Source organism: Limnohabitans sp. JirII-31, assembly GCF_002778315.1.
Classification (GTDB): Bacteria; Pseudomonadota; Gammaproteobacteria; order Burkholderiales; family Burkholderiaceae_C; genus Limnohabitans.
Map to the genome: position 1 here is coordinate 15268 of NZ_NESA01000017.1, position 23932 is coordinate 39199.

The 23932-nt window shown below is 58.8% G+C and carries 21 protein-coding genes; 19 read left to right on the forward strand and 2 right to left on the reverse strand.

The window, feature by feature from the left end:
* Window positions 1–51: 51 nt before the first annotated feature.
* Window positions 52–828, forward strand: coding sequence for an RNA pseudouridine synthase (locus tag B9Z41_RS15850; RefSeq protein WP_100148086.1), 777 nt, complete (start codon window positions 52–54; stop codon window positions 826–828).
* A gap of 49 nt (window positions 829–877) precedes the next feature.
* Here B9Z41_RS15850 and B9Z41_RS15855 read toward each other — a convergent pair whose 3' ends face one another.
* Entirely contained in the window at window positions 878–1426 is a 549-nt protein-coding gene (locus B9Z41_RS15855; protein WP_100148055.1) for a C40 family peptidase, read from the reverse strand.
* A 159-nt stretch (window positions 1427–1585) separates the two neighbouring features.
* Between B9Z41_RS15855 and B9Z41_RS15860 the strand changes: the two genes are divergently transcribed.
* The 9 genes from B9Z41_RS15860 to B9Z41_RS15900 all read left to right on the forward strand — a co-directional run bounded on the left by B9Z41_RS15860 (window position 1586) and on the right by B9Z41_RS15900 (window position 14060).
* Window positions 1586–2188, forward strand: coding sequence for an isochorismatase family protein (locus B9Z41_RS15860; RefSeq protein ID WP_100148056.1), 603 nt, complete (start codon window positions 1586–1588; stop codon window positions 2186–2188).
* A gap of 94 nt (window positions 2189–2282) precedes the next feature.
* Window positions 2283–4178 (forward strand): propionate--CoA ligase, encoded by a 1896-nt coding sequence (locus tag B9Z41_RS15865; protein WP_100148087.1) that lies wholly within the window; start codon window positions 2283–2285, stop codon window positions 4176–4178.
* A 177-nt stretch (window positions 4179–4355) separates the two neighbouring features.
* A complete protein-coding gene (locus B9Z41_RS15870) occupies window positions 4356–7220 on the forward strand; it encodes a 2-oxoglutarate dehydrogenase E1 component (RefSeq protein ID WP_100148057.1) in 2865 nt (954 codons plus the stop codon).
* A 42-nt stretch (window positions 7221–7262) separates the two neighbouring features.
* Window positions 7263–8501 (forward strand): 2-oxoglutarate dehydrogenase complex dihydrolipoyllysine-residue succinyltransferase, encoded by a 1239-nt coding sequence (odhB, locus tag B9Z41_RS15875; RefSeq protein ID WP_100148058.1) that lies wholly within the window; start codon window positions 7263–7265, stop codon window positions 8499–8501.
* Window positions 8502–8612: 111 nt separating this feature from the next.
* Window positions 8613–10040, forward strand: coding sequence for a dihydrolipoyl dehydrogenase (gene lpdA, locus B9Z41_RS15880; RefSeq protein ID WP_100148059.1), 1428 nt, complete (start codon window positions 8613–8615; stop codon window positions 10038–10040).
* 123 nt (window positions 10041–10163) lie between these two features.
* Window positions 10164–11261, forward strand: coding sequence for a cell division protein ZapE (gene zapE / locus B9Z41_RS15885; protein WP_100148060.1), 1098 nt, complete (start codon window positions 10164–10166; stop codon window positions 11259–11261).
* Window positions 11258–11806: a hypothetical protein gene (locus tag B9Z41_RS15890; protein ID WP_143474220.1), complete on the forward strand. Its 549-nt coding sequence runs from the start codon at window positions 11258–11260 to the stop codon at window positions 11804–11806. The genes zapE and B9Z41_RS15890 overlap by 4 nt, the downstream gene beginning before the upstream one ends.
* Window positions 11803–12009 carry a YdcH family protein gene (locus B9Z41_RS15895; RefSeq protein WP_100148062.1) on the forward strand — a complete coding sequence of 69 codons (207 nt, stop codon included), beginning with the start codon at window positions 11803–11805 and terminating at the stop codon, window positions 12007–12009. Before B9Z41_RS15890 ends, B9Z41_RS15895 begins: the two co-directional genes overlap by 4 nt.
* Window positions 12009–14060 (forward strand): ATP-dependent DNA helicase, encoded by a 2052-nt coding sequence (locus B9Z41_RS15900; protein ID WP_100148063.1) that lies wholly within the window; start codon window positions 12009–12011, stop codon window positions 14058–14060. The genes B9Z41_RS15895 and B9Z41_RS15900 overlap by 1 nt, the downstream gene beginning before the upstream one ends.
* Here the strand turns inward: B9Z41_RS15900 and B9Z41_RS15905 are convergent.
* Window positions 14032–14838: an outer membrane protein assembly factor BamD gene (locus B9Z41_RS15905; protein ID WP_233202743.1), complete on the reverse strand. Its 807-nt coding sequence runs from the start codon at window positions 14836–14838 to the stop codon at window positions 14032–14034. The genes B9Z41_RS15900 and B9Z41_RS15905 overlap by 29 nt on opposite strands.
* An 80-nt stretch (window positions 14839–14918) precedes the next feature.
* Between B9Z41_RS15905 and B9Z41_RS15910 the strand changes: the two genes are divergently transcribed.
* From B9Z41_RS15910 to hisS, 9 genes are all read left to right on the forward strand, one after another.
* Window positions 14919–15902: an RluA family pseudouridine synthase gene (locus B9Z41_RS15910; RefSeq protein ID WP_233202744.1), complete on the forward strand. Its 984-nt coding sequence runs from the start codon at window positions 14919–14921 to the stop codon at window positions 15900–15902.
* Between the two features lie 176 nt (window positions 15903–16078).
* Window positions 16079–16852 carry an SMC-Scp complex subunit ScpB gene (gene scpB / locus B9Z41_RS15915; protein ID WP_100148065.1) on the forward strand — a complete coding sequence of 258 codons (774 nt, stop codon included), beginning with the start codon at window positions 16079–16081 and terminating at the stop codon, window positions 16850–16852.
* Window positions 16842–18089, forward strand: a complete 1248-nt coding sequence (locus B9Z41_RS15920) for a pseudouridine synthase (protein WP_100148066.1) — start codon at window positions 16842–16844, stop codon at window positions 18087–18089. The genes scpB and B9Z41_RS15920 overlap by 11 nt, the downstream gene beginning before the upstream one ends.
* A 112-nt stretch (window positions 18090–18201) precedes the next feature.
* Entirely contained in the window at window positions 18202–18627 is a 426-nt protein-coding gene (gene ndk, locus B9Z41_RS15925; RefSeq protein ID WP_100148067.1) for a nucleoside-diphosphate kinase, read from the forward strand.
* A 47-nt stretch (window positions 18628–18674) separates the two neighbouring features.
* Window positions 18675–19805: a 23S rRNA (adenine(2503)-C(2))-methyltransferase RlmN gene (gene rlmN, locus B9Z41_RS15930; RefSeq protein WP_100148068.1), complete on the forward strand. Its 1131-nt coding sequence runs from the start codon at window positions 18675–18677 to the stop codon at window positions 19803–19805.
* Complete coding sequence (gene pilW, locus B9Z41_RS15935) at window positions 19802–20632, forward strand: type IV pilus biogenesis/stability protein PilW (protein ID WP_100148069.1); 831 nt, start codon at window positions 19802–19804, stop codon at window positions 20630–20632. Before rlmN ends, pilW begins: the two co-directional genes overlap by 4 nt.
* Window positions 20629–21291 carry a RodZ family helix-turn-helix domain-containing protein gene (locus B9Z41_RS15940; RefSeq protein WP_100148070.1) on the forward strand — a complete coding sequence of 221 codons (663 nt, stop codon included), beginning with the start codon at window positions 20629–20631 and terminating at the stop codon, window positions 21289–21291. The genes pilW and B9Z41_RS15940 overlap by 4 nt, the downstream gene beginning before the upstream one ends.
* Complete coding sequence (gene ispG, locus B9Z41_RS15945) at window positions 21281–22534, forward strand: flavodoxin-dependent (E)-4-hydroxy-3-methylbut-2-enyl-diphosphate synthase (protein WP_100148071.1); 1254 nt, start codon at window positions 21281–21283, stop codon at window positions 22532–22534. The genes B9Z41_RS15940 and ispG overlap by 11 nt, the downstream gene beginning before the upstream one ends.
* A 102-nt stretch (window positions 22535–22636) precedes the next feature.
* A complete protein-coding gene (hisS, locus tag B9Z41_RS15950; RefSeq protein ID WP_100148089.1) occupies window positions 22637–23917 on the forward strand; it encodes a histidine--tRNA ligase in 1281 nt (426 codons plus the stop codon).
* Window positions 23918–23932: the final 15 nt, after the last annotated feature.

Sequence of the window (23932 nt, forward strand, 5' to 3'; positions counted from 1 at the left end):
TACCATTGGGGCCTGCGCTTTCAGCGTGCTTTGGTTAAAAACATCTCTTTCATGCATCCCACATCTTCTGACGGCGAACGCCTGTCCAAACGCGTCATGCAACTGCGTGCCTGTTCACGCCGCGAGGCCGAGCAATACATCGAGGGCGGTTGGGTCAAGGTGGATGGCGTGGTGGTGCAAGAGCCGCAGCACCGCGTGAGTACCCAGCAGGTCAGCATCGACCCAGAAGCCAGTTTGCTCAACCTGACGCCTGTCACCCTGATCCTTCACAAACCCGCCGACTGGCTGGATGGCCGTGAAGAAGACAAACCTACGCGTCACAAAACAGCCCCCAAGAATCTGCGCAGCGTGTTGACCCCCGCGCACCATAGCGCCCAAGACCGCAGTGGGGTGCGCCTGCTCAAACCCCACTTGCGAGATTTGCAATTCAGTGTGCCGCTGGAGCAGGGCGCGAGTGGTTTGGTGGTGTTCACCCAAGACTGGCGCATCCAACGCAAACTGATGGAAGACATGGCCACCATGGAGCACGAGTTGATGGTGGATGTTGCGGGTGAGGTGACCCCCGACATGCTGCGCCCCATCGAGCGTGCTTTGAAAGACGAGCGACTTCGCTTGCCTCAGGCCAAGATCAGCCTGAGCAGTTCATCGCCCGAGCGCAGCAAATTGCGCTTGGCGGTGAAGGGCTCGCACTTAGGACTGGCGTCGTACCTGTGCGAGTTGGTGGGCCTTGAAATTTTGGCGTTGCGACGCCTGCGTTTGGGGCGAGTCAACTTAGGCGATTTAGAGCCAGGAACCTGGCGCTACATGGCCAGTGACGAACGTTTTTAAGCGTGTCAGCGTATTCAAAAAAACCAGCGCTGCTGGCTAGGCCAACGGCTCAGTTGTTGGAGGCGTCGTTTTTCTCAGCTCCTGCCACACGCCGCGCACCGGTGAAGCGGCGCTCCCAATAGGCTTGGCGCATGTCTTCCACCCGCACTTGCTGGCCAGGTTTGGGGGCGTGAATGAACTTGTTGTCCCCCACATAGATGCCCACGTGGCTGAACTTTTGGCGCATGGTGTTGAAGAACACCAGGTCGCCGGGTTCTAGGTCTTTTTTGTCGATTTTTTCAGTCGCTGCCGCTTGATCACGGGCGCGGCGGGGCAACACCAAGCCCACGCTTTGTTCGAACATCGAACGCACAAAGCCGCTGCAATCAAATCCTGTGTCAGCGTTTGTTCCACCACGGCGGTAGGGCACACCCAAAAAGCCCATGGCATTGACCACCAGTTCAGAAGCTTTGTCGCCCACCGTATCCCGCAACTGGGCCATTTGGGCCAACACGCCACGGTCAGACAGGTAGCGCTCAATGTCGTCCGCCGCATTGTTGCTGGGCGCCGCATGGGCGCTGGCAACACAGCAAAGGACGAGGAGGGCGCGTTTGATCATCGAATCATTCTAACGTGCTCAGGTTTTTTGCAAGACGCAGAACTTATCGCTAAGTATTTGATTTCATTAGGGTTAATCCTTTTGTGTCGGCGTTGGGTAGGTGCTGAGCAACAACATCGTCGATACTTGCAGTTGTTTTAAATCTAACGAATACCCCGTATGTTGCTCGATGACCAAGACTCTCAACTCGTGCTGGTGGACTACCAAGCCCGACTCATGCCTGCCATCTATGAAGGAGATTTGGTGTTGGCGAATGCGATGCGTTTGGCCAAGGCTGCACATTGGATGGAAGTGCCTACCTGGGGGACTGAGCAAAACCCAGACAAACTGGGTCAAAACCCTGCTGATTTGCGCGCCTTGTGCCGTCGCACCTTGCCCAAGATGAGTTTCAGCGCCTGTGCCGAAGGTTTGGTGGAGGTGTTGCGGCCCGCTGCACGTGCTGCCGGTGGCAACGCCCGCAGTTTGCCCAAGCACTTGCAAAAAGCCGTGCCACAAGACCCCAGCCGCCAAAGCATCGTCATCGCGGGGGTAGAGGCCCATGTGTGTTTGCTGCAAACGGCGTTGGAGTTGTTGGAAGAAGAGTTTGAGGTGTGGGTGGTGACCGATGCCTGCGGCTCACGCACCGAACGCAACCGCGATGCCGCGTTTGACCGCCTGGCTGGTGCTGGCGCTGAGCTGGTGACCACCGAGATGGTGCTGTTTGAGTGGTTGCGCACCGCTGAAGCCGATCCGTTCAAAGAAATTCAAGCATTGATCAAATAATCCAGCGCGGCAGACAGGCGCAAAGTCAGCTTGCTGCAAGTCCAGTCTTCTCATAATTATGAATTCAGTATGACGTCATAGAGGAGACATGAGCATGGTTGCGTACGCAGACTTTCACCGCCGTTCCATCGAGGACCGCGATGCGTTTTGGTCCGAACAGGCCCAGCACATCGACTGGAAAACACCCCCTCAGCAAATCTGCGACTACAGCAACCCGCCTTTTGCCAAATGGTTTGTCGGCGGCACCACCAACCTGTGCCACAACGCGGTAGACCGTCATCTGAAAGACCGCGCCGACCAGCCTGCGCTGATCTTTGTGTCGACCGAGACCGACCAAGAAAAAATTTATACCTTCCGAGACCTGCATGCCGAAGTGCAGCGCATGGCAGCCATTTTGAAAGACCTGGGCGTCGTCAAAGGTGATCGGGTGCTGATTTACATGCCCATGATCGCTGAGGCGGCGTTTGCCATGTTGGCTTGTGCCCGTATTGGTGCCATCCACTCGGTGGTGTTTGGGGGCTTTGCCTCGCACTCGCTGGCCACACGCATTGAAGATGCGTCGCCCAAAGTCATCATCAGCGCCGACGCCGGTTCACGTGGCGGCAAAGGCGTGCCTTACAAGCCCTTGTTGGACGAGGCCATCAAGCTGTCGGCGCACAAGCCCAGTCACGTCATCATGGTCGACCGCAAGCTTGCGGCCTTCAACCCAGTGGCTGGGCGCGATGTGGACTACGCCACCGAGCGCGCCAAGCACATGGACACCCAGGTGCCCTGCGAGTGGGTGGAGTCCACCCATCCCAGCTACACGCTCTACACCTCGGGCACGACGGGCAAGCCCAAAGGCGTGCAACGTGACACGGGCGGCTACACCGTGGCGCTGGCCGCCAGCATCCCCCACATTTACCAAGGCAAGCCCGGTGGCACTTTCTTTTGCACCAGCGACATTGGTTGGGTGGTTGGCCACAGCTACATCATCTACGGCCCACTGATTGGTGGCATGGCCACCATCATGTACGAAGGCTTGCCCATCCGTCCCGATGGGGGCATCTGGTGGAGCCTGGTTGAAAAGTACAAAGTCAACGTCATGTTCAGTGCGCCCACGGCCATTCGCGTGCTCAAAAAGCAAGACCCGGCGCTGCTCACCAAGTACGACCTCTCGAGCTTGCAAGCCCTGTTCTTGGCAGGCGAGCCGCTGGATGAACCCACGGCCAAGTGGATTTCCGAAGGTTTGGGCGGCAAACCCATCATTGACAACTACTGGCAAACCGAAACTGGCTGGCCCATTCTGACCATCTGCAATGGCGTGGAAAAAGCCCCCAGCAAGTTTGGCTCGCCTGGCAAAGCGGTCTATGGCTACAACGTCAAGCTGGTGGACGACCAAACAGGGCTGGAGTTGACCGGTGCCAATCAAAAAGGCGTGCTGACCATCGAAGGTCCGCTGCCCCCAGGCAACCTGCAAACCATATGGGGGGACGACAAGCGTTTCGTCAGCACCTACTGGAACACCGTGCCCAACAAACTGGTGTACAGCACTTTCGACTGGGCGGTGCGGGACGAAGATGGTTACTTCTTCATCTTGGGTCGCACCGACGATGTGATCAACGTGGCCGGTCACCGCCTAGGCACCCGTGAGATCGAAGAGAGCATTTCCAGCCACCCCAACATCGCCGAAGTCGCGGTGGTGGGCGTGGCCGACCAGCTCAAAGGCCAGGTGGCCATGGCTTTCGCCATTGCCAAAGACGCCTCGGCCCTGGGCGACCCTGCTGCGCGCTTGAAGCTTGAAGGCGAGGTCATGAAGGTGGTGGACTCGCAACTCGGCGCGGTGGCGCGTCCATCGCGGGTGTTGTTTGTCACGGCCTTGCCCAAAACGCGCAGCGGCAAATTGTTGCGTCGCGCCATTCAGGCGGTGTGTGAAAAGCGTGATCCGGGTGACCTGACCACCATCGATGATCCAACGGCCTTGAAGCAAATTCAGGATCAAATCGCCTGACATCAGACTGAATCCCATACAAATAAAGATCGCGGGCACGTCGCGGATCGATGGCACAATGTTGGATGTTTTCAGGCCCTTCCAGCCACTAACGCATCCGCCAATCGGTTCAGCCGTGTCGCGGGAGGTTTTTTTCAACCAGCTAATGTTCCCTGAAGGGGAACGGAGGTCAGCGCAATGAGCGAGACAAACGTCTACCAAGCCTATTCAGGCAACACCTATCTGTTCGGGGGCAATGCTCCGTACGTCGAAGAGATGTACGAGAACTACTTGGCCAACCCCGGCAGCGTCCCAGATTCTTGGCGTGAATACTTCGATGCACTGCAGCACGTGCCCGCAGTCGATGGCACCCATGCCAAAGACGTGCCCCACTTGCCCGTCATCAACGCCTTTGCTGAGCGCGCCAAAGCTGGCGGCACCAAGGTGGTCATGGCCAGTGCCGACGCCGAAATGGGCCGCAAGCGCACCGCTGTGCAACAACTCATTGCCGCTTACCGCAACGTCGGCCAACGCTGGGCTGACCTCGACCCCTTGAAGCGCACCGAGCGTCCGGCCATTCCTGATCTCGATCCCTCTTTCTATGGCTTCACCGATGCCGACCAAGAAACCGTGTTCGACACCAGCAACACCTTTTTTGGCAAGAACAACATGTCCTTGCGCGAGCTGCTCAATGCACTGCGCGAAACCTATTGCGGCACCTTGGGTGCTGAGTACATGTACGCCACCGACCAAGGTGAAAAGCGTTGGTGGCAACAAAAGTTGGAAAGCATCCGCAGCAAGCCCAACTTCAATGCCGACAAGAAAAAGCACATCCTCGACCGCCTGACCGCTGCCGAAGGCCTGGAGCGTTACTTGCACACCAAGTACGTTGGTCAAAAGCGCTTCTCGCTCGAAGGTGGTGAGAGCTTCATTGCCTCGATGGACGAACTGATTCAACTCGCTGGCGCCAAGGGCGTGCAAGAAGTGGTGATCGGCATGGCCCACCGTGGCCGCTTGAACGTGTTGGTCAACACCATGGGCAAGTTGCCTGCGGATCTGTTTGCCGAGTTCGACCACACCGCACCCGAAGAATTGCCTGCCGGTGACGTGAAATACCACCAAGGTTTCAGCTCTGACGTGAGCACCGCGGGTGGTCCCGTGCACCTGTCGCTGGCGTTCAACCCCTCACACCTGGAAATCGTCAACCCTGTGGTTGAAGGCTCTGTGCGCGCACGCATGGACCGTCGTGACGACCCCACGGGTAGCCAAGTGCTGCCTGTGTTGGTCCACGGCGATGCCGCTTTTGGCGGCCAAGGTGTCAACCAAGAAACTTTTGCATTGGCCCAAACCCGTGGTTATTCCACGGGTGGCACGGTGCACATCATCATCAACAACCAAATCGGTTTCACCACATCAGACCCCCGTGACATGCGCTCCAGCGTGTTCTGCACCGACATCGTCAAGATGGTCGAAGCACCGGTCTTGCACGTCAATTCCGACGATCCTGAGACCGTGGTGTTGGCCACGCAGCTGGCGCTGGAATACCGCATGGCCTTCCGCAAGGACGTGGTGGTCGACATCGTGTGTTTCCGCAAGCTGGGCCACAACGAGCAAGACACCCCAGCGCTGACGCAGCCGCTGATGTACAAAAAAATCACAGCGCACCCTGGCACCCGCAAACTGTTTGCCGACAAATTGGCGGCTCAAGGTTTGGGTGACGGTTTGGGCGACGAGATGGTCAAAACTTACCGTGCCGCTTTGGACGCTGGCAAGAACACCACCGACCCTGTGTTGACCAACTTCAAAACCAAGTTCACCGTGGACTGGGCGCCTTTCTTGGGCAAGAAGTGGACCGACGCGGGCGACACCGCCATCCCAATGGCCGAGTGGAAACGCTTGGCTGAGCGCGTGACACACATCCCTGAGTCCGTCACCCCGCACCAGTTGGTGAAAAAGGTGTACGACGACCGCGCTGCGATGGGCCGTGGTGAAGTTCCTGTGGATTGGGGTATGGGCGAGCACATGGCGTTCGCCTCCTTGGTGGCCAGCGGCTACCCGGTGCGTCTGTCGGGCGAAGACTGCGGCCGTGGTACCTTCACCCACCGCCATGCCGTGATTCACGACCAAAAGCGTGAAAAGTGGGACACAGGCACCTATGTGGCCTTGCAAAACGTGGCTGACAAACAAGCCCCGTTTGTGGTGATCGATTCGATCTTGTCTGAAGAAGCTGTGCTGGGCTTTGAATACGGCTACGCTTCCAATGACCCCAACACCATGGTGATTTGGGAAGCCCAGTTCGGCGACTTCGCCAACGGCGCGCAAGTGGTGATTGACCAGTTCATTGCCTCAGGCGAAGTCAAGTGGGGCCGCGTCAACGGCCTGACCTTGATGCTGCCGCACGGCTACGAAGGCCAAGGCCCAGAACACAGCTCGGCACGCTTGGAGCGTTTCATGCAATTGGCGGCTGACACCAACATGCAGATCGTGCAGCCCACCACGGCCAGCCAGATCTTCCACGTGTTGCGTCGCCAAATGGTGCGCGACTTGCGCAAGCCTTTGATCATCTTCACACCGAAGTCGCTGCTGCGTAACAAAGACGCCACATCGCCTGTGTCTGAGTTCACCAAAGGCAGTTTCCAGACCGTGATTCCTGAGAACAAAGCGCTCAAGGCCGACAAGGTCAAACGCGTGTTGGCTTGCTCAGGCAAGGTCTACTACGACTTGGTGAAAAAGCGCGAAGAGTTGGGTGCTGACGACGTCGCGATTTTGCGCGTGGAACAGCTCTACCCCTTCCCGCACAAAGCCTTTGCGGCCGAACTCAAGAAATACCCCAACGCCACTGAGTTGGTGTGGACGCAAGACGAGCCACAAAACCAAGGTGCTTGGTTCTTCGTGCAGCACTACATCCACGAGAACATGAGCGCAGGTCAAAAACTGGGCTACTCAGGTCGTGCCGCTTCGGCGTCGCCTGCTGTGGGTTATTCACACCTGCATCAAGAGCAACAAAAAGCGCTGGTTGAAGGCGCGTTTGGCAAGCTCAAAGGCTTCGTGCTGACCAAGTAAACCTCGTTCCAGAATAAAGAAACAAATCCAGAAAGAATTCATATGGCTATCGTAGAAGTCAAAGTTCCGCAGTTGTCCGAGTCCGTGGCCGAAGCCACCATGCTGCAGTGGAAAAAGAAAGTCGGTGACTCTGTTGCTGCTGACGAAATCCTGATCGAAATCGAAACTGACAAAGTGGTGCTCGAAGTGCCCGCACCTGCCGCAGGTGTGTTGGCTGAAATCGTGGTGGCCGATGGCGGCACCGTGGCTGCTGAGCAGCTGATTGCCCGCATCGACACCGATGGCAAAGTGGCTGCTGTAGCGCCCGCCGCTGCACCTGCCGCAGCCCCAACTGCAGCGGCACCTGTGGCCGCTACAGCTGCTGCATCCACCAGCAAAGCCGGCGTGGCCATGCCCGCTGCTGCCAAGCTGATGGCCGACAACAACCTGGCTGCTGGCTCAGTGTCTGGCACCGGCAAAGATGGCCGCGTCACCAAAGGTGATGTGTTGGCCGCCGTGGCTGTTCCAAGCGCCATTCCGACGGGCGCACCCACCAAGGCATTGCCACAAGTGGCTGCTCCTGCTGCCGTGAACTTGGGCGATCGTCCTGAGCAGCGCGTGCCCATGACACGTTTGCGTGCGCGCGTGGCCGAGCGTTTGTTGCAGTCGCAGTCGACCAACGCCATCTTGACCACCTTCAACGAAATCAACATGGCCCCGGTCATGGAGATGCGCAAGCGCATGCAAGAGCGTTTCGAAAAAGAACACGGCGTCAAGTTGGGCTTCATGAGCTTCTTCGTCAAGGCAGCGGTGCATGCCTTGAAGAAATTCCCCGTGTTGAACGCCTCGGTCGATGGCAACGACATCGTCTACCACGGCTACTTTGACATCGGTATCGCCGTGGGTTCGCCCCGTGGTTTGGTGGTGCCTATCCTGCGCAACGCCGACCAAATGAGCTTTGCCGACATCGAGAAAAAGATTGCTGAATTTGGTGCCAAAGCCAAAGACGGCAAGCTGGGCATGGAAGAGATGACCGGCGGCACCTTCTCCATCAGCAACGGTGGCACCTTCGGCTCCATGATGTCGACCCCGATCATCAACCCACCCCAATCGGCCATTTTGGGCGTGCACGCGACCAAAGACCGCGCCATGGTGGAAAACGGCCAAGTGGTGGTTCGCCCCATGAACTACTTCGCCATGTCCTATGACCACCGCATCATCGACGGTCGCGAAGCCGTGCTGGGCTTGGTCGCCATGAAAGAAGCACTGGAAGACCCAGCACGTCTGTTGTTTGACATCTAACCACCCCCGTTTACGGCGCACTGCGTGTCGCCGAATCCCCCCTCGAGGGGGCCAACCCAGCGGCCTGGCCAAGCCAGTTCCGCGGGTTGTTTGAAACATCAAAGGACGCATATGAGTAATCAATTTGACGTGGTCGTCATCGGCGCTGGCCCCGGTGGCTACATCGCCGCCATCCGTGCCGCCCAGCTGGGCTTTCAAGTGGCTTGTATCGATGAGTGGCAAAACGCAGCCGGTGGTCCAGCCCCTGGCGGCACATGCACCAACGTGGGCTGCATTCCTTCCAAGGCTTTGCTCCAATCGAGCGAGCACTTTGACCATGCCAACCACCACTTTGAAGAGCACGGCATCAGCGCCACTGGCGTGAAGATGGACGTGACCAAGATGATTGCCCGCAAGGACAATGTCGTGAAGCAAAACAACGACGGCATCTTGTACCTGTTCAAAAAGAACAAGGTCACGTTCTTCCACGGTCGTGGCAGCTTTGCGGCCAAGGCCGAAGGCGGCTACGAGATCAAAGTGGCCGGCAAAACCGAAGAGTCCATCACCGGCAAACACATCATCATCGCCACGGGTTCGAGCGCACGCGCTTTGCCTGGTGTGCCGTTTGACGAAGTGAATGTGCTGTCCAACGACGGCGCTTTGCGCATCGGTGCGGTGCCCAAGAAATTGGCCCTGATTGGCTCAGGCGTGATTGGTTTGGAGATGGGGTCGGTCTGGCGCCGTCTGGGTGCTGACGTCACCATCCTCGAAGGTCTGCCGACCTTCTTGGGCGCTGTGGACGAACAAATCGCCAAAGAAGCCAAAAAAGCCTTCGACAAGCAAGGCTTGAAGATTGAACTCGGCGTCAAAGTCGGTGAGATCAAGAATGGCAAAAAAGGCGTGTCGGTGGCTTACACCAACGCCAAAGGCGAAGCTGTCACGCTGGATGCCGACAAACTGATCGTCTCCATCGGTCGCGTGCCCAACACCACGGGTTTGAACGGTGAAGCCGTGGGCCTGCAAGTGGACGAGCGTGGTGCCATCGTGGTCGACGCTGACTGCAAAACCAACTTGCCCGGCGTGTGGGCGGTGGGTGACGTGGTGCGTGGCCCCATGTTGGCCCACAAGGCCGAAGAAGAGGGCGTGGCTGTGGCTGAACGCATTGCCGGTCAACACGGCCATGTCAACTTCAACACCATTCCCTGGGTCATCTACACCAGCCCTGAGATCGCATGGGTCGGTCGCACCGAGCAGCAACTCAAGGCCGACGGCGTGTCCTACAAGGCGGGCACCTTCCCCTTCTTGGCCAACGGTCGTGCCCGTGCTTTGGGCGACACCACGGGCATGGTCAAGTTCTTGGCCGATGCCAAGACCGACGAAATCTTGGGCGTTCACATCGTGGGCCCTATGGCCAGCGAGCTGATTGCTGAGGCTGTGGTGGCGATGGAATTCAAGGCCTCGGCTGAAGACATCGCGCGCATTTGCCATGCCCACCCATCGTTGAGCGAAGCTACCAAAGAAGCGGCCTTGGCCGTGGATAAGCGCACACTGAACTTCTAAGCCTTATCGGCTCATGTTCAGTAAGGGAACCCGCCAGAGATGGCGGGTTTTTTGATTTAAAAATCCAAGTCAATCAACCCTTCGTACCGAGCCGCGCAAGGTCCAAGGCACAATACCCCCGCTATGTCAGTGCATCAAAACTACCAACGAGAACTCCAAGCCCGCGGCTTTCAAAGCGACCCTGCGCAGTTGCGTGCGATTGACGAATTAGAGCGTTGCGCCACCGAGTGGGCGGCCTACAAAACCAAACGTTCCAGCAAGCTCAAAAAGTTGGTGAACCGTCCGCCCATTCCACGTGGTGTTTACATGTACGGCGGGGTCGGACGCGGCAAGAGCTTTTTGATGGATTGTTTTTTCGATGCTGTGCCGATTCAGCGCAAGACGCGCTTGCACTTTCACGAGTTCATGCGCGAGGTTCATCGCGAGTTGCGCGAACTGTCTGGCACTGCCAATCCCTTGCAAATATTGGGGCAAAAAATTGCCAAGCGTTACAAGCTGATTTGCTTTGACGAATTCCATGTGGCTGAAATCACCGACGCCATGATCTTGCATCGGCTGCTCGATGCCTTGTTTGACAACGGGGTGGGCTTTGTCACCACCTCTAACTTCAAACCCGATGACTTGTATCCCAATGGCTTGCACCGCGACCGCATCTTGCCGGCCATTGCGTTGTTGAACCAGCAGTTGGAAGTGATCAACGTCGACAACGGCACCGACTACCGCCGTCGTGTCCTAGAACAAGTCGACCTGTACCACACGCCTTTGGGCCCCCAGGCCGATGCGGCCATGACCGATGCCTTCAACCGCTTGGCGGAGTGCCCTGACGAAGACCCGGTGTTGCACATCGAGTCGCGCGAAATCAAGGCGCGTCGGCGCGCGGGTGGTTTGGTGTGGTTCGACTTTAAAACCCTGTGTGGTGGCCCACGTTCGCAAAACGATTACCTTGAAATTGCCACGCAGTTTCACACCGTCGTGCTCAGCGATGTGCCTTTCATGCCGGTGAACAAAGCGTCCGAGGCGCGACGCTTCACATGGTTGGTGGATGTGCTGTACGACCGCCGTGTCAAGCTCATCATGTCGGCAGCGGTGCCACCCGAGCAGCTCTACACCGAAGGTCCTCTGGCGCACGAGTTCCCTCGCACCGTCTCGCGTCTGAACGAAATGCAGTCCGCCGAATTCCTGGCGCTGGAACGTCGCACGGTGGATACGGCGCTGACATGACACGTGGTTTGATTTTTTGGCTTCTCTGGGCGGCTATGTGTGCTGCACAGGCGCAATGGCCCAGCGAAGCCGAACGACAGGCCGAAAGCAGTCGACTCGACATGCGACGTCAGCAGTTGGAGGACACCTACAACCAAGACATGCGCCTGTGCTACCAGCAGTTCAATGTGACCCGTTGTCGCTTGCAAGCACGGGACCGTCGCATCGAAGCCAACGTCGAGCTGCGCAAAGAAGAGTTGGCGCTCAAAGACCTGGAGCGACGCATCAAAGCCGAGCAAGCCGCGCAGCGCATGGCTGACAGAAACAACGAAGTACAGCAACAGCAAGCCCAACGTGAACGCGAGCAAGCGGTGCAAAACGCACAAGAACGTGAGCAGCGACAAGCGGAAAAACAAGCGGAGCACGATGCCAAAGGTGGCGAGCGTGAAGCTTATGAACGCAAACAACGCGAGGCCCAAGCCCACCGTGACAATCTTGAAAAGAAACGACGTGAACGCGACAAACCGCCCGCAGCCCCATTGCCCGTGCCAGGGGCCTCACGATGAGTCATGAAAACCTGCGCTCGCCCGAGCGCCAACTCATTGAGTTGCGCATGGAGCATGCCGATTTGAATGCCAGCATCGACCGCTTGAGTGAGATGGTGCCGCAAGACGAGTTGATGCTGCGCCGACTCAAAAAACGCCGCTTGAGTTTGCGCGATCAGATTCAGCAGATCGAGCGCGATCTCGAACCCAAAGAGCCTGCCTGATGGACAACCCGTTGCGCGACATGGTGCAAGAAGCCTTCGCACCGCTGGGGGTGTTGGCCCGTGCCACGGATCAGTTTCAACCCCGTCAGGGCCAAACCGATATGGCGTTGGCGGTGGCCGATGTGGTGGCACACGGTGGCAGCTTGGTGGTGGAGGCGGGCACAGGCGTGGGAAAAACCTTTGCCTATCTGGTGCCAGCCTTGCTCAGTGGCGAACGCGTGTTGTTGTCCACCGCCACCAAAGCTTTGCAAGACCAATTGTTTGCGCGTGATTTGCCGCGCCTGGTACAAGCCTTGAATCTGCCGGTGCGCTTGGCCTTGCTCAAAGGGCGCAGCAGCTATTTGTGTACCCACCGCCTGGAGATGGCGCGCCAAAGCAGCAGCTTGCCTGACCGGACCACGGTGCATTTGTTGGCCAAAGTCGAAACCTGGTCGCACGCGACCACCACGGGCGATCTGGCCGAACTGCCGGGGCTGGACGAGCGTTCGCCGCTGATTCCGTTGATCACCTCTAACCGTGACAACTGCCTGGGCTCACAGTGCCCCAAGTTCAAGAGCTGCCATGTCAATGCGGCCCGTCGCGAAGCGCTGGGTGCCGATGTGGTGGTCATCAACCACCATTTGTTTTTTGCCGACATGGCGGTGCGTGAAAGCGGCATGGCCGAGTTGCTGCCCACGGTGCGTGTGGTCATCTTCGATGAGGCACACCAGCTCAACGAAACCGGGGTTCAGTTTTTAGGCCACCAGTTGGGCACCGCCCAATTGCTCGACTTGACGCGGGACATGTTGGCCACCGGCTTACAGTTGGCCCGAGGTCTGGCCGATTGGCAAGGTGTTTCCTCCTTGCTGGAACGTGCCACGCGTGAACTGCGCTTGGTGGCGGGCAAGCGCCCCGGCGCACTCAAGTTGCGCTGGACGGGCGATGCCCCCGAGGGCATTCACCCAGAGGCCTGGAGTTTGGCGTTGCAAGACCTCGGTGCGGCCTGTGTGCAGGCCTTGCGTGCGCTGGAAACCGTGAGTGAGTTGGCCCCCGACTTTGTGCGCATGTTTGAGCGTGTGGCTGACATTGCGCAACAAGTGGATGCCTTTTTGAAGCCCTGCGCGCCCGAAGCGGTACGCTGGGTCGATGTGACCGCGTCGCAAATGCGGTTGATGGAGGCCCCATTGGACATTGCCCAGAGCGTGCGCGACAAACTGATATCCGCCAAACCGCAAGACGCATCCACGTCAGGTGCCACCACCGACGAGCGTGCGCGTGCTTGGGTGTTCACTTCTGCCACGCTGGGCGACGACGAAGGTCTGACATGGTTCACCGAACCGTGTGGTCTGGAGTCGGCCAAGGTGTTGCGCGTTAGCAGCCCCTTTGATTACCCCAACCAGGCCAGTGTGTATGTGCCGCGCCACGTGGTGCGCCCGAATGACCCGGCGCACAGCGCGCAAGTGGCCCAGTTGGCCAGTGATGCGGTGCGTCGTATAGGGGGGCGTACCTTGGTGCTGACCACCACCTTGCGCGCCTTGCGTGCCATTGGCGAGTTGATGAAGCAGCAGCTCGATGGCAGCGGCATTGAGGTCTTGGTGCAGGGCGAGTGGCCCAAGCGTCATTTGATGGAGCGCTTTCGCGAAGGCGCACAGGCGGGCGAGGGCGGTTGCGTGTTGGTGGCCTCGGCCACGTTTTGGGAAGGCTTTGATGTGCCTGGCGATGCGTTGCAACTGGTGGTGATCGACAAGCTGCCGTTCCCGCCTCCCAACGACCCCTTGGTGGAAGCGCGCAGCAAGCGTTTAGAGGCCCAAGGTCGCAGCGCGTTCAACGACTACTTTGTGCCCGAGGCGGTGGTGGCTTTGAAGCAGGGTGCCGGACGCTTGATTCGCCGCGAAACCGACCAGGGTTTGCTGGTGTTGTGTGACAACCGCTTGGTCACCACGGGCTATGGCAAGCGTTTGATGGCGGCCATGCCGCCGATGCGTCGCTTGGAGAGCGAGGCTGACTTGGCTCAAGCGCTCGAAGCGCTCAAGCTGGCCGCGCTCACCACAGCTTCCACCACGGCTTTTTAGCCGCTGCAGCGCGCTCTGGGTACAAGAGCGTGCTGTCAGGGTAGGTGGTCTCGAGCACGCGGCGGGTGTCGTCGCGCAATTGCTCCAGACCCAAACGGTCATACGACTGCACCATGATGAACAAGGCTTCTTCCACCGCCGGCACATCACGGTATTCATTGACGGTGATCTGGGCTCTGTTGATGGCTGCCACATAGGCCCCACGCTTGAAGTAGTAGCGCGCCACGTACACGTTGGAGCGTGCCAGCGAGTTCTTGATGTAGGCCATGCGCAAGCGTGCGTCCGGGCTGTACTTGGAGTCTGGGAAGCGCGTGGTCAATTCGCGAAACGCTTCAAATGAATCTTTGGCTTGCTTGGGGTCGCGTTCAGCCAAATCTTGGTTGGTCAATGACGAGAAAAGCCCCAAGTTGTCATTGAAGTTCACCACGCCCTTGAGGTACAGCGCGTAATCCAGTGCTGGGCTGGCCGGGTGGAGTTTGATGAAACGGTCGAGTGTGGCCACGGCCTGCACGGGCTCGCTGGTTTTGTACTGTGCCCATGCTTTGTCGAGTTGTGCTTGCTGCGCCAAGGCGGTGCCTGCGGCGCGGCCTTCCAGTTTTTCGTAGTAGCCAATGGCTTTGTCGTAGGCACCCGCAGTCATTTCGTCTTTGGCTTCGCTATAGAGCTTGTCCACGCTCCAGTTCGCGGTGGCATCTTTCTCTGCGGCACAGCCAGACAAAAGAATGGCACAGACCAAGCCGAAAGCCATCCACACCACCGATAATTTGAGTCGTAACACCACAGGCTACTTTCTTGAAGCAAAGACAAACCATTCTATCGGCTCAGCCGCACTCTCTTGTCCCAACCGAGGAGGATGCTTTGCTGGACGACACCGTCGATGTGGTAGACGGCCCCGAAGTGGAATGGCGTGAGCTGGATATTCCGACCACCCTGCATGGCGAACGCTTGGACCGTGCGTTGGTCATTTTGTTGCCCGAGTTCTCCCGCAGTTTTTCTCAGCAGCTCTTGAGCGAGGGTTGCGTCAGCAGTCTGCTGCCTGAGTCCCGGGTGGTCAGCAAGGCTTCTGCCCGCGTACGAATGGGGGAACGCTACCGAGTCACCTTGCGTCCCACACCGCAAAGCCAAGCCTTCAAATCCGAGGCCATGGATTTGAACGTGGTCTACCAGGATGACGACCTGCGTGTGATCCACAAGCCTGCCGGTTTGGTGGTCCACCCCGCCCCTGGTAACTGGAGCGGTACCTTGCTCAATGGCTTGTTGGCCCTGGACCCACAAGCGGTCATGCTGCCTCGGGCAGGTATCGTGCACCGCTTGGACAAAGACACCAGCGGCTTGATGGTGGTGGCACGCAGCCGACGCTGCATGGACGCCTTGGTCACGATGATCGGTGCACGCGAGGTGCATCGCGAGTACTTGGCCGTGGCCTACCGCACCTGGAATGGTGCGAAGCGTCGCGAGGTGGAGGCTGCGGTGGGCCGTGACTCGCGTAATCGCTTGCGCATGGCGGTGGTCGATTTGACCCGCCAAAGTGGCAAAGAAGCCCACACCACGTTTGACTGTCTTGACACGCAAGACGACGCATGTCTGGTGCAGTGCACGCTGCACAGCGGTCGCACCCATCAAATTCGGGTACACATGGCGCACATTGGACATCCCCTGTTGGGTGACTCCTTGTACGCGGGGCCCATGAATATGGGCATTGCCCGCCAAGCCTTGCATGCGTTTCGCTTGAGCTTTGCGCATCCCATCACCGGCCAGCCCATGGTGTTTGAGGCACCTTTGCCAACTGACATGACGTCTTTGTTGGCTGCAATGAAGCTGCACAGTCCTGAACAAGCCTGATTCGGCGTCTGCCAGTACAATCAGGGCTCACGCTTGTGAAAGCGGTGAGCCCTTTGGCTCTGACTTGCGATTGCTCTTAAACCCAGGTGGGCCTCCCCCTGTTGCATTGCCACCCACCGCCCCGAGACAGATTTTCGGGGCCCATCCTTCAATCATGACCCCGGAAACAGCAGACGATGAATACCGTCGATGCCAAGCGTGTCCTTGAGACCGCGTTGATTTGTTCGCACCAACCGCTGCCCGTGCGTGAGCTGCGCGTTCTGTTCCAAGACGCGCTGGGTGCCGACACGATCAAAACCTTGTTGGAAGACCTGCAACAAGACTGGGCCCAGCGTGGCGTGGAATTGGTGGAGGTGGCCACCGGTTGGCGCTTTCAAAGCCGCCCCCAGATGCGCGAGTACCTGGATCGCTTGAACCCCGAGAAGCCCCCCAAATACAGCCGTGCCGCCATGGAAACATTGGCCATCATTGCCTACCGTCAACCGGTGACGCGCGGTGACATGGAAGACATCCGGGGTGTGACCATCAACTCTTTGGTGCTCAAGCAGCTCGAAGACCGCGGTTGGGTGGAGGTGATTGGCCACCGTGAAACCGTGGGGCGTCCCTCCCTGTATGCCACCACGCGCCAGTTTCTGGACGACTTGGGCTTGGCTTCACTGGATCAACTGCCGATCTACGACACCGCGCAAGCGCAGGCCAATGCCTTTGCCCGCTTGAGCGACGAAGCGCCCGAGTCTCAAATGCTGATGGCGCTTGAAGATGCGGTGAATGCCCAGAACAACCCTGTCATCGTTGAAGCCCCTGTCTTGCTGGAGACCGCACTGGCGCAGGTTGACGCCAGTCTGGCTGAGGCCTTGCCCAATGACACCCCCTCATCCGCTGTCACCAGCGAACCGATAGACCCTGTTGAACCTGCCTCAGACGGCGAAGAAGAACCCCATGCATCCTGAAAACCACGACGACGGGGCCACGCTGCCCCACGAGCCGGTGATCGAGTTCGCCGACGTCGTGTCGGGCGAATTTGACGTCGAAGCCACCCGCGAAGACGACCTGCCCAGCAAACGCGTGCTGCTGCCCCAACCCGAGTCGCCCAAGCTGCACAAGGTGTTGGCGCAGTCGGGCATGGGTTCGCGCATTGAGATGGAAAAACTCATTGCCGAAGGCCATGTGTTGGTCAACAACGAGCCCGCCCACGTGGGGCAGCGAGTTCAGTTTGGCGACCAAATCAAGGTCAATGGCAAACAACTCAAAGTGCGCATTGCGCCGCCGCCTCCGCGTGTGATTGCGTACCACAAGCCTGCGGGCGAAGTGGTGACCAATGACGACCCACAAAATCGTCCGACCGTGTTTCGCCGTTTGCCGCGCCTGTACCAAGGCAAGTGGCAGTCGGTCGGGCGCCTGGACTTGAACACCGAAGGCTTGCTGCTGTTCACCAGCTCGGGTGAGCTGGCCAACCAATTGATGCACCCGCGCTTTGGCTTGCAACGTGAATACGCGGTGCGCTCCTTGGGCAAACTCAGCATGGAGCAAAAGCAACAACTCATTGACGGCATTCAGCTTGACGATGGTCCGGCACAGTTTGGCTCCATCGAAGAGGGCGGCGGCGAAGGCTCTAACTGCTGGTACCGCGTGACCATTTCGGAAGGCCGCAACCGCGAGGTGCGCCGCATGTTTGAAGCGGTGGGCCATGCGGTCAGCCGTTTGATTCGCATCCGTTACGGCGCCATGGTGTTGCCGCGTGGCTTGAAGCGTGGTGCTTTCGTGGAGTTGGGCGAGCGCGATATCCGCGCCCTGATGGAAGCTGCCGGTGCCCAGGCACCGCTGGAGAGCGGACCTGCCCACAACCACCGCACCGAACGCGCCAGCAGCCGCCGTCGTGGCAACAGCGTGGGGCCACGCCCTTCCTACCCGCGTGCGCCAGAAGAGCGCAATACGGGGCCCGAGCGCCTGGTGCGTACCGAACGCAAGCGGGGCGGCAAGAACACGCAGGCACCTGTGCGTGATGCCCAGCCCGATCCGATGAAAACCTCGGTGGGCTACATCGGCGCCGATAGTTTTGACATGGAGCGCCAGCGCAAACAAGCCGGCCAGCGAGCCTTCAAAGCAGGTTTGGTGCGAGGTGGCAAACCTGCAACTGGACCGCGTCCGCCTTTAGGCCCCAAGCGTGGCGCGCGAGGTTCGCGCTGATCACCCGCATGCCTGTGGGTAAACCCCTTTGGGCAACGCAGAACGGTTAAAATAGCGGGCTTCGCACTTGACGAACCAAAGTTTCTAAAACAACTCCATAGGAAAAAAGTAAATGACCATCGAACGCACCCTCTCCATCATCAAGCCTGACGCTGTGGCCAAGAACGTGATCGGCCAGATCTACGCTCGTTTCGAAGCCGCTGGCTTGAAAGTGATCGCTGCTCGCATGGCCCACCTGTCACGTGGCGAAGCCGAGGCTTTTTACGCCGTGCACAAAGAGCGTCCTTTCTTCAAAGACTTGGTGGACTTCATGGTCTCTGGCCCCGTCATGATCCAAGTGTTGCAAGGTGAGAACGCGATTTTGAAAAACCGCGACCTGATGGGCGCGACCGATCCGAAGAAAGCTGCTGCTGGCACCATCCGTGCTGACTTTGCAGACAGCATCGATGCCAACGCTGTGCACGGCTCTGACGCCGCTGAAACCGCTGCGGTTGAAATCGCTTTCTTCTTCGCTGGCATGAACGTTTACGGTCACTAAGAGGCAAACGGTGATGCTGCTTTTGGCAGCTTCATCACAGCACACACATGACGGCCAACCTGCTTGACTTTGATCTCGACGGTTTGGCCGTTTTTTGTGAGCGCCTGGGTGAAAAGCGCTTCCGGGCCACCCAGCTGTTTCGCTGGATCCACCAAAAGGGCGCGCAAGATTTTGACCAGATGAGCGATCTGGCCAAGTCCTTGCGTGAAAAGCTCAAAACCTGTGCCCAGGTTCAGCCCCTGACCCCCATTTCGCAACACGACTCTGCTGACGGCACCATCAAGTGGCTGTTCGACGTGGGAGACGGCAACGCCGTCGAAACCGTGTTCATTCCAGAAGATGACCGAGGCACTTTGTGCGTCTCATCTCAGGCTGGTTGTGCGGTGGGCTGTCGTTTTTGCTCCACCGGTCACCAAGGCTTCAGCCGCAATTTGACGGCGGGCGAAATCATTGCGCAGCTGTGGTTTGCTGAGCATTTCCTGCGCAAAAAATTCAACACCACCGAGCGCGTGATCTCTAACGTGGTGATGATGGGCATGGGCGAGCCACTGCAAAACTACCATGCCTTGGTGCCTGCTTTGCGCACCATGCTGGACGACCATGGCTACGGTTTGTCGCGCCGTCGTGTCACCGTATCCACCTCGGGCGTGGTGCCCATGATGGACCGTTTGGGCGACGACTGTCCCGTGGCGTTGGCTGTGTCGCTGCACGCGCCCACTGACGCATTGCGTGACAACTTGGTGCCACTCAATCGCAAGTACCCCTTGCATGAGCTGATGGATGCTTGCCGTCGCTATTTGGCCCATGCACCGCGCGACTTCATCACCTTCGAATACTGCATGCTCGATGGCGTCAACGACCAGCCTGAACATGCCCAGGCCTTGATCGATTTCGTCAAGCCCAAGCGTGGCGCTGGCGAGCCGGTGCCGTGCAAGTTCAACCTGATTCCATTCAATCCGTTCCCAGCCTCTGGCCTCACGCGTTCCAGTGCGGCCACGGTCAAAGCCTTTGCTGAGCAACTCAGTGCGGCAGGCATCATCACCACGGTGCGTAAAACCCGTGGGGATGACATCGATGCAGCCTGTGGCCAGTTGGCAGGGGATGTGAAAGACCGCACCCAAGTCGACGCGCGCATGGCCAAACAGCGCGTGATTTCGCTCACGCAGGTGCCGTCATGAACCGGTCTGGCTTGCACGCTTGCCTGCGTTGGATCGCCATGGCCTGTCTAGGTCTGGTGTTGCTCAACACGGCGGGTTGTGCCACGTCCGAGTCCAACCGTCTCGACGCTTTGACCACACCCGAGCCCGATGCCTTGCGCGTGCGGGCCATGCGTCGCTTGAGCTTGGCCACGGCTTACTTCGAGCAAGGCCAAAACGACGTTGCCCAGCAAGAGGTGAGGGCGGCTTTGCAGATTGACCCCCAGTTTGCCGAGGCGTACAGCCTGCTCGGTCTCATCCACCAGCGCGACAACGCCCCTGAGTTGGCCCAACAAAGCTTTGCGCAAGCCCTGCGCCTGGCCTCTGCTGCCTCACGTCCTGCGGAGTTGGCTGCTGTGCAGCACAACCAAGCGTGGTTTTTGTGTCAACAAAACCGTTTGGACGAAGCACAAGCCCTGTTTGCCCAGGCTTTGGCGCAACCGATGTACCGCCAGCAAGCCAAGACTTGGATGGCACAGGGCCTGTGCCAACAGCGCGCAGGTCGTTTGAGCGAAGCGCGCAATAGTTTGCACACAGCCCTCACGCTCGAACCCAACCACCCCATCGCACGTTACCAACTGGCTGTTTTGGACTGGCAAGTCAGCCACCCAAGCGAAGCACAAGCCACCTTGGCACCCCTCAACAACAGCGCGCAAGCCAGTGCCGCCAGTCTGTGGCTCGGCGTTCGTTTGGCCCGTGCCTTGGCGCAGCCCCAAGACCAACAACGATTGTCTGCACAGTTGCTGCAGCGTTTCCCACATTCGGCTGAAGCACAAGCTTTGGCCCAACAGAAATTTGAAGTTCAATGACCCAAGACACCCGCACACCTGCCCCAGACGTCTCTGTTGAGCGGGCTGCCCCTGCTGTGGCCCAAACTGCAGGGGCTGTGTTGCGCAGCTACCGTGAGGCCGATGGTTTGAAACTGGAGGCCCTGGCTTCGACCCTGCGTGTGCCCGTGGCCAAGCTTGAAGCTTTGGAAGACAACCGTTTGGATTTGTTGCCCGATGCTGTGTTTGCTCGCGCTTTGGCGCTGGCGGTGTGCCGCCAGCTCAAATCAGATCCTGCGCCGGTGTTGGCGTTGTTGCCAGGACATGATGTGTCGCGCTTGGCCGTCAAAGACGAGCGTGGCTTGGACAGCCCACTGCACCGTCCTTCGTTGCTGCCACAGTCGAGTTTTTTGGCCATTCAAGGCTTTTTCTCACCCTTGCGTGGGGCTGCAGTGGCCGTGTTGGTGCTGGCCCTGCTGCTGGCGGTTTGGCCTGACATTCAAGTTTGGTTGGGCGGCGCCAAAGAGGTGGCGCCTGCCGCCGCCGTGGACGTACCTGTTGTGGCCCCTGTTGCTGCGCCTGTGGTGGATGTCATTCCCCCCGCTGAAGTCAACACCGGTCACATGGTGATCACGCCCGTTCAGTCTGCCGCCATCGCGGCGCCTGCCCCCACTGCTTCAGGAGTTGCCAATGGCCGTTGAGTCGCACGCTATTTCGTTGTCGCATCCCAAACCGCGTCGCAGTTTGCAAGCACGCGTGGCCTGGGGTGACCATGTCGTCACCGTCGGTGGCGATGCGCCCGTGCGTGTGCAGTCGATGACCAACACCGACACGGTGGACGCCATTGGCACCGCCATTCAAATCAAAGAACTGGCTTTGGCTGGCTCGGAGATGGTGCGCTTGACGGTCAACACCCCTGAAGCGGCGCAAGCTGTGCCGCATGTGCGCGAACAGCTCGACCGCATGGGCATTCAGGTGCCGCTGATTGGCGACTTTCATTACAACGGCCACCGCCTATTAACCGATTACCCCGACTGTGCTCAAGCCCTGTCCAAATACCGCATCAACCCCGGCAACGTGGGCAAAGGTGACAAACACGACAAGCAGTTTGGCCAAATGATCGAAGCGGCCATGCGCTACAACAAAGCGGTGCGCATCGGTGTGAACTGGGGCAGCTTGGACCAAGAGCTACTGGCTCAACTGATGGATACCAATGCCCAGCGTGCGCAGCCCTTTGATGCCAAGCAGGTGATGTACGAAGCCCTCATCACCTCGGCCATTGATTCCGCCAAGTTGGCCGAATCGATGGGCATGGCGCCCGAGCAAATTTTGCTCAGTTGCAAAGTCAGTGGCGTGCAAGACCTGATCGCGGTGTACCGCGAACTGGCCCAGCGTTGTAACTACCCGCTGCACTTGGGGCTCACCGAAGCTGGCATGGGCACACGTGGCACGGTGGCCAGCGCCACCGCCTTGTCGATCTTGTTGCAAGAAGGCATTGGCGACACCATCCGCGTGTCTCTGACACCGCAACCCGGCGAAGCGCGCACCCAAGAGGTGGTGATTGCTTCCGAAATTTTGCAAGCCTTGGGGCTGCGCGCCTTTGTGCCCAGTGTGACCGCGTGTCCGGGGTGTGGCCGCACCACCAGCACCACCTTCCAAGAGTTGGCCAAAGAAATCGACGACTTTTTGCGCGCCCAAATGCCCGTCTGGCGCAGCCAATACCCAGGGGTAGAGAACCTCAAGGTGGCGGTGATGGGCTGTATCGTCAACGGACCCGGAGAGAGCAAACATGCTGACATTGGCATCAGCTTGCCGGGCAGCGGTGAGGCACCGGCGGCCCCCGTGTTCATCGATGGTGAAAAGGCCATGACCTTGCGCGGCGAGAACATTGCCCGCGAGTTCCACCAAATTGTTGAAACCTACATCGAAAAACGCTTTGGCTGATTGCCAAAACGCCATGGAAAAACTGTGACTTCAGAGAACGACAAACCCCAAGCACCCGTCGCCAAACTGCCCAAGCACCAGGCGTTGACAGCCGTCAAAGGCATGAACGATTTGCTGCCACCCGCATCGGCCCATTGGGAATGGCTGGAAGAGAAGGTGCGTGGCTTGATGACGCGCCATGCCTACCGCAACCTGCGCACCCCGATCGTGGAGCCCACGGCCTTGTTTGTGCGTGGCCTGGGTGAGGTCACTGACATTGTGGAAAAGGAGATGTACTCCTTTGAAGACCGCTTGAATGGCGAACAGCTCACCTTGCGTCCTGAGGCCACGGCCGGTGTGGTGCGTGCGGTGGTGGAGCACAACATGCTCTACGACGGCGGCAAGCGTCTGTACTACATGGGGCCGATGTTTCGCCACGAACGCCCGCAACGAGGCCGCTATCGCCAGTTCCACCAGATCGGCGCAGAAGCCTTGGGTTTTCCAGGGGCCGAGGTGGATGCTGAATTGATTTTGTTGGCCGCCACCTTGTGGCAAGAGCTCGGCTTGCAAGACGTGCGCCTGGAGCTCAACAGCCTAGGCCAACCGTCTGAGCGTGCCGCCCACCGCGCCGCCCTGATTGCGCATTTGGAGCAGCACTTAGAGGTGCTCGATGATGAAGCCAAACGCCGCTTGCACAGCAACCCACTGCGCATCTTGGACACCAAGAACCCGGCCATGCAAGCGGTGGTGGAAGCCGCGCCAAAGTTGATCGACTTTTTGGGCGAAGCCTCGCTGGCTCACTTCAACGCGGTGCGTGCGATTTTGGATGCCAGCGGCGTGAGCTACCGCATCAACCCGCGTTTGGTGCGCGGCATGGATTACTACAACCTCACGGTGTTTGAGTTTGTGACCGACCGTTTGGGATCACAAGGCACCATTTGCGGTGGCGGCCGTTACGACTACCTGATCGAACAAGTCGGAGGCAAACCCGCGCCTGCAGTGGGCTGGGCCCTGGGCGTTGAGCGTGTGTTGGAGTTGCTCAAGGAGCAAGGCACCTTGCCAGACGCAGTGGGGCCGGATGTGTACGCCATCGTGCCCGATGCCTCGGCTTTGCCCGTGGTGTTTGCCACCCTGCAAACCTTGCGTACCCAAGGCCTGTCGGCGCAAATGCATGCTGGAGCGGGTGAGGGCATGGGCAGCATGAAGTCGCAATTCAAGAAGGCTGACGCCAGTGGCGCGCGGTTGGCACTGATTTTTGGCGGCGATGAGTTGGCCCGTGGCGAGGTCACACTCAAGTCCTTGCGTGACGGAGCCGGCGCACAAGATGCCATCCCCTTGGCGGGTGTGCTCAATGCGGTGACGCAACGTCTGGCTCAAGAGAGCGCACGCCTACAATCCGCCTAACTTTTTAGCAAGCAC